The sequence below is a fragment of the Brevundimonas sp. FV1ps31S genome (assembly GCF_058681265.1).
Map to the genome: position 1 here is coordinate 1,230,540 of NZ_CM178735.1, position 12,468 is coordinate 1,243,007.

11 protein-coding genes and 1 pseudogene are annotated in these 12,468 nt (G+C 66.4%); 6 read left to right on the forward strand and 6 right to left on the reverse strand.

Annotation, left to right across the window (positions count from 1 at the left end; genetic code table 11):
* Positions 1-164: 164 nt before the first annotated feature.
* Positions 165-1,133, forward strand: a pseudogene (locus tag ACVPT3_RS05765) (LysR substrate-binding domain-containing protein).
* On the opposite strand, the gene ACVPT3_RS05770 reads toward ACVPT3_RS05765, so the two are convergent.
* The 3 genes from ACVPT3_RS05770 to ACVPT3_RS05780 form a co-directional block, all read right to left on the reverse strand.
* Positions 1,054-1,911: a DUF2705 family protein gene (locus ACVPT3_RS05770; protein ID WP_492043213.1), complete on the reverse strand. Its 858-nt coding sequence runs from the start codon at positions 1,909-1,911 to the stop codon at positions 1,054-1,056. The pseudogene ACVPT3_RS05765 and the gene ACVPT3_RS05770 overlap by 80 nt on opposite strands.
* Positions 1,901-2,827 (reverse strand): ABC transporter ATP-binding protein, encoded by a 927-nt coding sequence (locus ACVPT3_RS05775; protein WP_492043214.1) that lies wholly within the window; start codon positions 2,825-2,827, stop codon positions 1,901-1,903. Before ACVPT3_RS05775 ends, ACVPT3_RS05770 begins: the two co-directional genes overlap by 11 nt.
* A 209-nt stretch (positions 2,828-3,036) precedes the next feature.
* Entirely contained in the window at positions 3,037-3,780 is a 744-nt protein-coding gene (locus tag ACVPT3_RS05780; RefSeq protein WP_492043215.1) for a 3-oxoacyl-ACP reductase family protein, read from the reverse strand.
* Between the two features lie 103 nt (positions 3,781-3,883).
* Between ACVPT3_RS05780 and ACVPT3_RS05785 the strand changes: the two genes are divergently transcribed.
* Positions 3,884-4,501, forward strand: a complete 618-nt coding sequence (locus ACVPT3_RS05785; RefSeq protein ID WP_492043216.1) for a TetR/AcrR family transcriptional regulator — start codon at positions 3,884-3,886, stop codon at positions 4,499-4,501.
* On the opposite strand, the gene ACVPT3_RS05790 is transcribed toward ACVPT3_RS05785, so the two are convergent.
* A complete protein-coding gene (locus ACVPT3_RS05790; RefSeq protein WP_492043217.1) occupies positions 4,492-5,103 on the reverse strand; it encodes a TIGR02466 family protein in 612 nt (203 codons plus the stop codon). The two genes, ACVPT3_RS05785 and ACVPT3_RS05790, sit on opposite strands and share 10 nt — an antisense overlap.
* A gap of 230 nt (positions 5,104-5,333) precedes the next feature.
* On the opposite strand from ACVPT3_RS05790, the gene ACVPT3_RS05795 reads away from it, so the two are divergent.
* Complete coding sequence (locus ACVPT3_RS05795) at positions 5,334-7,301, forward strand: acetyl/propionyl/methylcrotonyl-CoA carboxylase subunit alpha (protein WP_492043218.1); 1,968 nt, start codon at positions 5,334-5,336, stop codon at positions 7,299-7,301.
* On the opposite strand, the gene ACVPT3_RS05800 is transcribed toward ACVPT3_RS05795, so the two are convergent.
* Positions 7,298-7,588 carry a putative quinol monooxygenase gene (locus ACVPT3_RS05800; RefSeq protein WP_492043219.1) on the reverse strand — a complete coding sequence of 97 codons (291 nt, stop codon included), beginning with the start codon at positions 7,586-7,588 and terminating at the stop codon, positions 7,298-7,300. The genes ACVPT3_RS05795 and ACVPT3_RS05800 overlap by 4 nt on opposite strands.
* Positions 7,589-7,691: 103 nt before the next feature.
* On the opposite strand from ACVPT3_RS05800, the gene ACVPT3_RS05805 reads away from it, so the two are divergent.
* Together ACVPT3_RS05805 and ACVPT3_RS05810 are read left to right on the forward strand one after the other, a co-directional pair.
* On the forward strand, positions 7,692-8,090 hold the full coding sequence (locus ACVPT3_RS05805; protein ID WP_492043220.1) for a DUF1489 family protein: 399 nt from the start codon (positions 7,692-7,694) through the stop codon (positions 8,088-8,090).
* Positions 8,091-8,153: 63 nt separating this feature from the next.
* Entirely contained in the window at positions 8,154-9,500 is a 1,347-nt protein-coding gene (locus ACVPT3_RS05810) for an MATE family efflux transporter (RefSeq protein ID WP_492043221.1), read from the forward strand.
* A gap of 46 nt (positions 9,501-9,546) precedes the next feature.
* Here the strand turns inward: ACVPT3_RS05810 and ACVPT3_RS05815 are convergent, their stop codons facing one another.
* Positions 9,547-10,443, reverse strand: a complete 897-nt coding sequence (locus ACVPT3_RS05815) for a hypothetical protein (RefSeq protein ID WP_492043222.1) — start codon at positions 10,441-10,443, stop codon at positions 9,547-9,549.
* 301 nt (positions 10,444-10,744) lie between these two features.
* Here ACVPT3_RS05815 and metG point away from each other — a divergent pair, with 301 nt between their 5' ends.
* Positions 10,745-12,445 (forward strand): methionine--tRNA ligase, encoded by a 1,701-nt coding sequence (gene metG, locus ACVPT3_RS05820; protein WP_492043223.1) that lies wholly within the window; start codon positions 10,745-10,747, stop codon positions 12,443-12,445.
* Positions 12,446-12,468: the final 23 nt, after the last annotated feature.

Below are 12,468 nucleotides of genomic sequence, written 5' to 3' on the forward strand. Positions count from 1 at the left end.
AGGATCCATATGAGCAGAACGCACAGGCCGTAGACCATCTTGTCGAGGCGGGTGCGGCGGGGCGGGCGCGGCGGCGGGGTGAACTGGGGCATGACCAGCTTGGAGCCGATTTCCCTGGAGGCCGAAATCGATTAAGCGGGTAGGGGTCTGTGAGGGGAAGTCACATGAAGCCCGCTGCGCCGCCGCCGCTGAACGCCCTCCGCACCTTCGAGGCCTTCGCCCGCCACGGCAGTATGACCCGCGCCGCCGCCGAGCTTTGCGTCACCCATGGCGCGGTCAGTCGCCAGATTGCGGCCCTTCAGGCGTCCCTGGGCGTGGTGCTGGTGTCGGGGCCGCGTCACGCCCTGGTCCTGACCGAGGCGGGGACGCAGTTGGCCGAGCGGCTGACACCGGCCTTCGGCGCCATCGCCGACGCGGTCCAGGCGACCCGCCACGACGCCGCGCGGGAGATCGAGATTTCCTGCCTGGGCACCTTTGCGTTGAAGTGGCTGATCCCTCGCTTGCCGGATTTTCTCGAGGCCCATCCCGAGGTTCGGGTGCGCTTGTCGGAATCCTATTCGCCGGTCGATTATCGGCGCGATCGATTCGACGGGGCGATCCGGATTGTTGAGCCGGACCAGATTCATCCGCGCGCCGAGGCGACACGTTTCCTGCCCCAGTATCAGGGGCCGGTCGGGGCTCCGGAGGTGATGGCGGGACTTCCCACCCTGGCGGCCGTGGCCGGCGCCCCGCGCCTGCGTTCCGCCACCTTCCGCCGGGCCTAGCCGGCCTGGGCCGCGCTGGCGGGGCTGGACCTGCCGCCGGCCAAGGTGGAGCGCGAGTTCGCGCATAATCACTCGATGGTCGAGGCCGCCGTGTCCGGCATGGGCGTGGCCATCGCGCCCTGGGCCTTCGTCGCGCCGGACGTGACGGCGGGCCGGCTGGCGGCGCCCTTCGGCTTTGTCGAACGCCCGTCCTGGTTCGCCTTCCTGCGCCCGGAGGGACGCCGCGACCCCGCCGTCGACGCCTTCCGGGACTGGCTGGTGCGAGAGGGGGCGCGAAGCCCCCTACCGCCTATTCCTTCGACAGATCCTGACGCTGGAACCAGGCGATCGACGCCGCGACCGGAACGACGCACCACAGGACCAGGCTGACGATCGCCTTCATCACCACGCCATCCGGCACGGGCATGGGGCCGGGCGAAACAGCGGCCTTCAGCGTGTCATAGGCCAGGCCGGGCAGCAGCAACTGAGAGGCCCAGTCGGTCGGCGCCCAGCCGATCATGGGCAGCAGCGGTCCTCCGAGGATCGTCTGGGCGAATCCCAGGGCCCAGGGCACGAACAGGGCCGCCAGCAGGGACCGGCTGACCACGGCCGCCAGCAGGGCGATAAGGCCGTACTGGACGATGCGGATATAGGACAGCAGCCAGGTGAGCAGGAACTCAACCAGGTTGAAGTCGGACAGGTCGAAGCTCATCGGCCGACCGGTCACCAGGGCTTGGGAAATGAAGTAGATGAAGGCGGCGACCAGCATGGCCAGCATGGCGATCATGGCCAGGGCCTTCATCACCCCGACCTTGCCCAGGATCAGCCAGGGGCGGCCGTTGCGGGCGCTGATCAGACGCCAGGTCTCCCAGCGATAATCCCCGGCGTAGACGCTGGCCGCCGCCAGCAGCATGAAGACCAGCAGCACGCCGTTGGCGCCTTTGTCGGCCGCGAAGCCGAAGGCCTCGGCCAGATTGACCGGCTGGTTCCCCAACTCGGCCGGGAGATTGGCCTTGGCCGCCAGGGCGTCGCCCTTGGCCTTGGCCATGATCAGATAGGCCAGGCCGCCGAAGACGAACAACAGCGGCGTCAACAGCACGCTGCAGAAGACTGCGGTGCGATTGCGCGACGCGCGGTAGGCTTCGGATTTCAGTGCATCAACCAGCATGGTCGGTCCCCTTCGCAGGCGTGCCTTGCACGCCGGTCCAGCCGGTCTCGCTCATGAAGACGTCTTCCAGGTCGGCGCCGATCCAGCGGGCCTCCTCGATGTCGACGCCCGCCTCGACCAGGGCGCGGATCGTCGCCGGCGCTTCAGCGCGGGGCACGGCGGCGACCAGGGCGTCGCCGTCCAGTGTGGCTCGTTCGCCCAGCACGCCCATGGCCTTGGCCAGGGGCGTGACCGACAGGCGCAGGCGTTCGCCCGAGGCGGTCAGGTCGGACACCCGTCCCTCGGTGATCACCTTGCCCTTGTTGAAGATGGCGACGCGGTCGCAGACGCGCTCGACCTCTTGAAGTTGGTGGCTGGCCAGGATCACGGTGACGCCGTCGTCGTCGGCCAGGCTGCGGATCAGGGCGCGCATCTCCTGGATGCCGGGCGGATCCATGCCGCTGGTCGGTTCATCCAGAATGACCAGATCCGGCTTGGTCATCAGGGCGGCGGCGACGCCCAGGCGTTGCAGCATGCCGACCGAAAAGCCGCGCACGCGCCGGTCCGCCGCTTCGGTCAGGCCGACCCGCTTCAGCCAGGCCTCGATATCCGCAGTCGCCACCCCGCCGTGGGCGTGGCCCAGCCAGACCAGCACCTGACGCGCGGTCATGAAGGGCGGGAAGCGGGGCGTCTCGATCATCGAGCCCATCCGCCGCGTCGCCGCCGGATCGCCGATCCGACCGCCCATGACCGTGGCCTCGCCCTCGGTCGGGCGGATCAGGCCCAGCAGGGTGCGGAACAGGGTCGATTTGCCGGCGCCGTTCGGCCCCAGAATGCCATAGACCCCGCCGCGCGGGATCGACAGGGTCAGGCCGTCCAGGGCCTTTACCGTGCCATAGGTCTTGGTGAGGCCGCGGATCTCGATAACGGTTTCCATGAACGCAAGCTTGGCGTGAGAAACGCGTGCCTACAAGTCATCGTGGTGCTGGCGCGGATTAAGTTTACGCAATGGTTCCATGTCGCTTGGAACTTCGGCAGGTCCCGCTTCCCGGTCTGCGGCCTGGTGCTCGGGCTGAACAGGCGGTTTCGTCTGAGGATATGCAGGCGGCGACGGAACATTGACCATCGCCGCCTGAAGTTTGTCGATCAGGCGTTTGCGCCGCCATCGACGAAGATGCCGTCGCCGGTGATGTAGGCGGCCTCGGGGCCGGCGAGGAAGGCGACGGCGGCGGCGACCTCATCCGGGCGGCCGTAGCGGCCGACGGGGACAGAGGGCAGGACCATGGCGGACAGCGGGCCCTCGGCCGGATTCATGTCGGTGTCGGTCGGGCCGGGGCGGACCAGGTTCACGGTGATGGCGCGCGGGCCCAATTCACGGGCGAGGCCGCGATTGAAGGATTCCAGCGCCGACTTGGAGGCCGAATAGACGGTGAGGCCGGCGAACGGGACGCGCGTGCCGACATTGCTGCCGATCGTGATGATCCGGCCGCCGTCGGGGATATGTTTCAGCGCAGCCTGGGTGGTTAGGAAGACCCCGCGCACATTGACGTTCAGCAGGGCGTCGATGTCCTCGATCGGCTGATCGGCGAAGTCCCCGATGCGGGCGACGCCGGCGTTGTTGACCAGGATGTCGATGCCGCCGAGACCGGCGACCGCGCCGTCGATCGCGGCCTTGGCGCCCGCCGTGCTGCCGGCGTCGGCCTGGATGGCGACGGCCTTGCGGCCCAGGGCGCGCAGCTCGTCGGCGAGCGCCTCGGCCTTGTCGGCGGACTTTTCATAGGTCACGGCGACGTCGGCGCCGTCGGCGGCCAACCGGCGTGCGATGGCGGCGCCGATGCCGCGGCTGGCGCCGGTGACGAGGGCGCGTTTGCCGGAAAGAGGGAGGGACATGGGAGCAGGCCTTATCTGTAGTGATCGATACAGATTAGGTGGTGCGTTGTCCGACGGCTGCAAGAGGCTTATCTATCGATCGCTACAAAAAAGGAGAAGGCCGATGTCCGATCGCGGACGGCCCCGCAGTTTCGACCGCGACAAAGCCCTGCAGAAGGCCGTGGAGGTCTTCTGGGCGCGCGGCTATGCGGGTGCGTCGGTGTCGGAGCTGACCCAGGCCATGGGGATCGCCGCGCCCAGCCTTTACGCGGCCTTCGGCGGCAAGGCGGACCTGTATCGCGAGGCTGTGGCCCTCTACAGCGGCGACGCGGGGGAGGATTATTGGCTGCGGAATGATCGGCCCACGGCGCGTGAGACGCTGGACGCCTATCTGCGCGACGCGGCTGTGGGCATGACCAGTCCGGACCGGCCGCGCGGCTGCATGATCATGCTGAGTGCGGCGCAGCCGTGCGACATGAGCCCCGATCTCTATGCGGAGCTGAAGGCCTTGCGCTGCGAGACTGTCACGCGGATCGAGACCCGGCTGGCCCGGGCCCAGGAGGCCGGCGAGATTGGCGAAGGTGTCAATTTGTCCGCCGTCGCCCGCTTCTACGCCACTGTCCACCAGGGCATGAGCCTTCAGGCGCGCGAAGGAGCGACGACCGAGGCCCTGTTAGGCGTGGTGGACGTGGCGATGGCGGGCTGGGAGGCGGCGACGCGGCGGCCAACGCCTCAAGCGTAGTTGAAGCTGATCGAAATACGGTCCGATTTCGCCAGATTGGTCGGGACCTCGTGGCGCAGCCAGCTTTCCCACATCAGCACCGTTCCGGCTTGAGGTCTCAGATAGACGAAGGGGCGCTCGGCCTCGGTCGCGTCTTCGGTGACGCCGGGGCGGGCCATCATGAAGGGCAGGCGGGGGTCTTCCAGCTTCAGCGACGAGGCGCCGTCGGGGACGTCGATATAGACGGTGCCCGACAGATAGGCATGGGGGTGGATATGGCCGGTGTGGCCGCCGCCCGGCTTGAGGATATTGACCCAGAGATTGTCCAGGCGCGGCTTGCGCGCCAGGTCGAAGTTCAGGGCCTGGGCATAGGCGAGGGCGTGGCGGTCGAGGTGGCGCTTCAGTTCTGCAAACTCGGGGAAGCGCTGGGGCAGGTCGTTCAAGGAACCGTAAGAGGTGTAGCCGCGATAGGCGTTTTCCCGACACCACCGGCGGCCGGCGGCGTCCTCTTCGGCCATCATGCGGACCACGTCGATCAGCTGTTCGTTGAATTCCGCCCAGCCCCGACCGTCGGCGAGGGAGGCTTCATAGACCTGGGTGACGAAGAGGGCGCGCAGGGACATGGGGGAGGGGATAGCGGAAGGCGAGGGAAACTTCACCTCCCTGTTCGCGAAGGCGAACGGGGAGGACCGGCGGCCCTAGGTCGCCAGGAGGGGGCGAAGGGGTGGTGAAGGTGAAGGTCCGTCAGAGACCGAGTCGCCCCCTCCTGATCGCTGCGCGATCTGTCCTCCCCGTCGGCCTTCGCCGACGGGGAGATGAAGACACAGCCGCGACGTCTCGCTAAGAACGCGTCATGTTCAAGTCCGTCCTTGTCGCCAACCGCGGCGAAATCGCCTGTCGCGTCTTCCGTACCGCCAAGCGGATGGGAATACGCACCATCGCCGTCTATTCAGAGGCCGACGCTGACGCCTTGCACGTGCGCGAGGCGGATGAGGTGGTGCTGATCGGGCCGGCGGCGGCGCGCGAGTCCTATCTGGACGGGGCCAAGGTGCTGGCGGCGGCGAAGGCGACGGGGGCGGAGGCGATCCATCCCGGCTATGGCTTCCTGAGCGAGAACGCGGATTTTGCGGAAGCGGTGGCGGCTGCGGGGCTGATCTGGATCGGGCCCGACCCCGCCTCGATCCGGGCCATGGGGCTGAAGGACGCGGCCAAGGAGCTGATGATCCAGGCCGGGGTGCCGGTGACGCCGGGCTATCTGGGCGCGGACCAGTCGGAAGCGACGCTGACGGCCGAGGCGGCCCGGATCGGCTATCCGGTGCTGATCAAGGCGGTGGCGGGCGGCGGCGGCAAGGGCATGAAACGGGTCGATGATCCGGCCGATTTCGCCGCAGGCCTGGCTAGCGCCAAGCGCGAGGGGGCGGCGGCCTTCGGGGACGACCGGGTGCTGATCGAACGCTACATCACCCGCCCGCGCCATATCGAGGTCCAGGTGTTTGGCGACCGGCACGGGGATGTGGTCCACCTGTACGAGCGTGACTGTTCCCTGCAACGCCGCCACCAGAAGGTGATCGAAGAGGCGCCGGCGCCGGGCATGAGCGAGGCCGTGCGGGCCGCCGTGACGGGCGCGGCGATCAAGGCGGCCAAGGCGGTCAACTATGTCGGGGCCGGGACCATCGAGTTCATCGCCGACGCCTCGGACGGGCTGAAGGCGGACGGCGTCTGGTTCATGGAGATGAACACCCGGCTTCAGGTCGAGCATCCGGTGACGGAAAGCGTGACCGGCGTCGATCTGGTCGAATGGCAGTTCCGGGTGGCGGCGGGCGAGCCTCTGCCGCTGAAACAGGACGAGATCAAGCTGAACGGCTGGGCCATGGAAGCGCGCCTCTATGCCGAGGATCCAGCGAACGGGTTTCTGCCGTCGATCGGGCGCCTGGAGCATTTCGTCATGCCGGACGGAATCCGTGTCGATACGGGCGTGGAGCAGGGCGGCGAGGTCAGCCAGTTCTACGATCCGATGATCGCCAAACTGATCGTGCACGAGGACAGCCGCGAGGCGGCGGCGGCGCGACTGGCCGAGGCGGCGGGCGAGGTCGAGGTCTGGCCGGTCAAGACCAATGCAGGCTTCCTGAAACGCTGCCTGGACCATCCGCGCTTTGTGGCGGGCGACGTGGACACGGGCTTTATCGCGGCGGAGGAGGCGGCGTTGCAGCGGTCGAAACCCGAAGACGACCTCATGTTGGCGTCAGCTTTGGGTTGGAAGCATGAGGCCTTCATGGAGGCCGCCTATGAAGGAGAAGTCTGGGGTAGTTCGCCCGACCACCTCTTCGGTTTTCGAATGAATGCTGAGACGCGGCCCGCCCGTTTTGTCGTTGACCAGAACGGGCGCCAGCGTTTCGCCGAGATTTCGGTGGTGCGAAGCAAGCGGGATTGGGAGTTCGAATACCAAGTGGATGGCGAGCCGCTCGACTATGGCGATTCGGCTGAATCGGATGGTTTGCCGACAACTTATGGCGACAACCCAATTTACGTCTTCTTGAATGGTGACGTCGGCGTGTTCGACTTCTCGCCCCAGAAGCACGGCGTTTCGTCCGGAACCGTCTCAGACGGCTCTCTTCGCGCCCCCATGCCGGGCAAGGTGGTCGCCGCCCCGGTCAAGGCCGGCGACGCTGTGACCAAGGGCCAGCCGGTTGTCGTGCTTGAGGCGATGAAGATGGAGCACGCGCTGACGGCGCCCTTCGACGGGGTGGTCGAAAGCGTCGCAAGCGTCGGGGATCAGGTCGTGGAGGCGGCCGTTCTGGCAGTGGTGATGGCGTCGGATTAAAGCCCGATGCCGCCGATGGGCCGCGTCTGGATCGAGTCATCCATCTTGGCCATCAGGCCGTAGATGGGGCGCCAGGCGCCGCTTTCGCGGAGGCCTTCACTCCACGACTGATGGGTCGGCTGATCGACCCAGACCTCCGTGACCCACAGGATATCGGGGTCGCCCAGATCGTGCGCGACAATATAGGAATGACAGCCGTGCTTCCTGACGGCGGGATCCGTCAGCAGAAGCGCGAGTTCGTCGCGGCGGCCCGGATACGACGTCAGGCGCGTGATCAATCCATACATACTGGTTCCGTGCGTCCGGTGGGAGCGACGCGCGCGATCATGGATAGCGCTCACAGAGTTAAAGAATCTGGCCAATGCGACTAAGGGCGATTACGTGGGCGCCATGTCGCTTCACATGATCAAACTGGGCGTCGGCGTGCCGGACGTCGAATGGCTGGAGGCCCGCGCCGCCAAGGGCGGGCCCCTGATCGTCCACACCCGCATGACGCCGAAGCGTGCGCCGGAAATCGAGGACGGCGGGTCGCTGTACTGGGTGGTGAAGGGGACGATCGTCTGCCGGCAGCCCGTGCTGGACATCGCCACCCTGGGCGAGGGCCAGCAGAGCCGGTGCGAGATCACCCTGGCGCCACAGGTGATCCGCACCGCCCCGATGGCGCGGCGGCCGTTCCAGGGATGGCGCTATTTCGAGCCGAAGGATGCGCCGGTCGATCTGACCGACCTCGACGCGGGCGAGGCGCCGGAGGAACTGGTGCGGCAGCTTCGAGAACTGGGCGCCTGGTAGCCCAAACCCCCAAAGTTTTTGGGAGTTGACCCGGACCCGCGCCCATGGCCTGTGCCGCCTCCGATGATCGCGCTCAGCCCCCAGACCCGCACCGCCTTCCACGACCTGCTGCACCTGGCCTGGCCGGTGATCCTGGCGCGGATCGGCATCATGACCATGGGTCTGACCGACGCCATAGTGGTGGGGAATTTCTCCAGCCGCGAACTGGCCTTCCACTCCCTGGCCTGGGCGCCGACCTCCATCGTCGTGACCACGGCGGTCGGCCTGATGCTGGGCGTCCAGGTGATGACCGCCCGGATGCTGGGAGAGGGGCGGCGGCACGCGGTCGGGGCGGTGCTGCGCCGGGGCCTGACCTATTCGCTGCAGATCGGCGTGGTGTCGATGATCGCCTTGATCGTGGTCGGACCCTGGGGCCTCAGCCGCCTGGGGCTGGAGGACGGTCTGGCCGAAGGGGCGAGCCCAGCCTTGATCGTCTTCGCCCTGTCCATGCCCTTCTATCTGATTTCGGTGACGGGCCAGTTCTTCTTGGAAGCGCTGGGGCGGCCCAAGCCCGGCATGGTGGCCATGTGGATCGCCAACGGGGTCAATCTGGCCTTGAACCTGCTGCTGGTGCCCGATCTTTTGGGCATCGGCTTCGACGGCGCCTTCGCCTCGGCCTGGGCGACGTTCGGGGCGCGGGCGGCGCTGGCGATCTTCCTGGTGGTCTATATCCTGCGCCTGCCCGAGGCGCGGTCGCTGGGGATCTTCGACAAGCCCGAGCGCGATCCCAAGGCCGCGCGTGAACAGGTCAAGGTCGGCCTGGGCGCCGGCGCCTCCTATTTCATCGAGGTCGGGGCCTTTTCGGGCTTCACCTTCTTCGCCGGCCAGATCGGCACGGCGGAGACGGCCGCCTGGGCGGTGGTGCTGAACGTCTCGGCCATCGTCTTCATGCTGCCCATGGGCCTGTCGTCGGCGACGGCGGTGCTGGTGGGCCGCAGCTATGGCGCCGGCGATGGGCGAGGGGTCTTGCGGGCGGGGCTGGTCGGGCTGGGGGTCGTGACGGCCCTGACGCTGGTGGTCGCTCTGCTCGTCTGGCCGAGTGCGCATCTGATCGTCGGGGCCTACAATCGCGACCCGGCATTGCTGGCCATCGCGGCACCGGCCCTGGTGCTGGCGACGCTGTTCTTCGTGGCGGACGGGATTCAGGTCGTGGCGGCCCAGGCGAACCGGGCGGCGGGCGATGTCTGGTGGCCCACCATCATGCATTTCGCCGCCTATGGGGCGGTGATGATGCCGCTGGGCTGGGTGCTGGCGCACCGGATGGGCATCGACGGCCTGGTCTGGGCGGTGGTGATCGCCAGCTTGGCCTCGTCCACCCTGCTGACCGGCCGGTTCGTACGGGTGGCGCGGCGGATGGCACCGGCCGTCTGAGTTCGGCGGTTCAGGACTGGGAAGGGGGCTGACCGTTCCGCCCCGTCTATAAGCAGAAGTTTCGCAAGCCAGTGCAAAAGGACATCGTCCGCAACCACAATGAGGGGCCTGTTAGGTCGCCGTAGCTGGTTTGCTCGCCGTAGGCCGCTTTAGCGCCGGGCCACTTGGTCATGTGAGAAAGTACAGCTTCGAGTGCGGTTGCCTCTTTCTCGGTCAGCCGCCTCTCGCGAGGCCATGCTGGAGCTGTAACTAGCGGCCATAGTTCGATTTCGCTGCCGTCTTCGATCTGGAGGGGAAACCTAACCCCGTCGCGATAGACAGCAGAAATGAGAAGCTCACCTAGACCCCACACAATAACGCCGACGTTCGACCTAGCCGGGCGCAATCCTGCGACGTTTGAAAGTGTTGCGCGGTCGATTCCTAAGGAATTGGTCCAGCGCCCCTGTCCGCAGCGGAAGAGAGCGATTTCCAGATTGGCGGGCACCTCAACGAGGCTGTGTTCAAACGATCGCGCGGCGGCCAGCGCGGCGTGAAATCTGCTTATCTCAGAGCGTTTAAAAAAATGCTCAGTTGACCGGAATTGGTCAATAATCATCGCCTTCATCGTTACCCAACGCGTAAGGACTGCAGCGTTGGCGGCCGAGAGATTGGTCTCTTTTCCTAAGATCATAGAGCGGACAAGGGGCTTTGCAGCTTCCTCGAGGCGGCTCATCCACTCATTGTTGCAGGAAGCGCAGACGACCTTTGCCTTGTCCGAGGTGATGCTGCCTTGCTGGCTCTTGACCGATGCAATGGTGGGGTCGCTGCCCCAAACTCTATTGAGAGTTACGTAGTCACGGCCAGAAGATCGAGGCAGTATGTCGCTCGCCCAGTCCGGCCAGATGTGTTCACCGCTGAGGTTGCCACCGCCGCAGAAACAGCACGTCCTTGCCTTTTTGCTCATGCACCCCTCCTAGACAATCATAAAACACATTGTGGCTAGTTTGGGTAGCGTCCCGGGCCGCTGCACAGGTGTCTCAAGTGCCTGGACATGCATTGCAAATGCCTGGCTCGAAGCCTCGAGCGGATGTTCTGTACTATGCTTTTTAGTCATCTCCCCTCTCCCTCTGGCCAGAGGGACGGGGTTCGAGATAGCCAGTTTGCCGAGTAGTTTCCTCTCTTCACCCCCACCCCAACACCCCGACAGGTGACGACCCCGCTTCGTCCCTCTATATCCCTGCGCTTCCCCGAACTCCTGGACGATCATGGCCCGCATCCTCATCACCTCGGCGCTGCCCTACATCAACGGCATCAAGCACCTGGGGAATCTGGCGGGCTCGATGTTGCCGGCCGACGTCTGGGCCCGGTTCAAGCGCGCCCAGGGTCATGAGGTCCTCTACATCTGCGCCACCGACGAGCACGGCACTCCGGCTGAGCTGGCGGCCGCCGCCGCCGGTCAGGACGTTCGCACCTATTGCGACGAGCAGCATGAGATCCAGAAGGCGGCGGGCCAAGCGTTCGGCCTCAGCTACGACTGGTTCGGCCGGTCGTCGAATCCGCAGAACCACCGCCTGACCCAGCATTTCGCCGAGGCCCTGGAGAAGAACGGCCTGATCGAGGAGCGGGTGGATCGGATGATCTATTCGATCGACGACGCCCGCTTCCTGCCCGACCGCTATGTCGAGGGCACCTGCCCCCACTGCGGTCATGTCGGCGCGCGCGGCGACCAGTGCGACAACTGCGGCCGCCTGCTGGACCCGACCGACCTGATCGATCCCTATTCATCGGTGTCAGGCTCCAAGAACCTGGAGGTGCGCGACACGCGTCACCTCTATCTGTTGCAGACCACGATCGAGCCTCAGATCCGCGCCTGGGTGGACGGCAAGACCGGCTGGCAGGTGCTGGCCAAGTCCATCGCCTACAAGCATCTGGACGAGGGGCTGATCGACCGGGGCATCACGCGCGATCTGGCCTGGGGCGTGCCGGTGCTGAAGGACGGCTTCCCGCGCCCCGGCATGGAGGACAAGGTCTTCTACGTCTGGTTCGACGCCCCCATCGAATATATCGCCGCGACCGAGGAATGGGCCGAGGCGACCGGTGGGTCGTGGCGTGACTGGTGGCGTCTGGACGAGGGGGCCGAGGACGTCCGCTATGTCCAGTTCATGGGCAAGGACAATGTCGCCTTCCACACCGTCAGCTTCCCCGCGACCATCATCGGTTCGGGCGAGCCGTGGAAGACGGTGGACCAGCTGAAGGCCTTCAACTGGCTGAACTGGTACGGTGGGAAATTCTCGACCAGCCAGAAGCGCGGGGTCTTCATGGACCAGGCGCTGGAACTGCTGCCGGCCGACTACTGGCGCTGGCGCCTGACCGCCTATGGGCCGGAACACGCGGACTCGGCCTTCACCTGGGAGGATTTCCAGGCCTCGACCAACAAGGACCTGGCCGATGTGCTGGGGAATTTCGTCAACCGGATCGTCAAATTCGCCGAGTCCAAGTTCGACGGCGTCGTGCCCGAGGGCGGCGAGGCCGGTCCGGTCGAGATCCAGCTGGAGGCCGATATCAAGGCGGGCGTCGCCGAGGCGACCGAACAGTTCGAGGCCATGGAGTTCAGGAAGGCGGCCCAGGCCCTGCGCGCCGTCTGGGTGCTGGGCAACGAATATCTTCAGGTCGCCGCGCCCTGGACCGCGTTGAAGACCGACCGCGACCGCGCGGCCGTCGGCGTACGGACGGGGCTGAATCTGGTGGCCCTGTTCGCCCGTCTGGCGGCGCCGATCCTGCCGTTCTCGGCCGAGAAGATCGCGGCGTCGGTCGGATCGACCGACCTGAGTTGGCCCGGGGCTGACGAGGATGTGCTGAACAGCCTAGCCGTCGGTCAGGCTGTGGCGGCCCAGGGCGTGTTGTTCGCCAAGATCGAGGACGCCCAGGTGGCTGAATGGTCCGAACGCTTCGGCGGGGCGGACTAAGCCGAACGCCCGTTTCCGCCCTG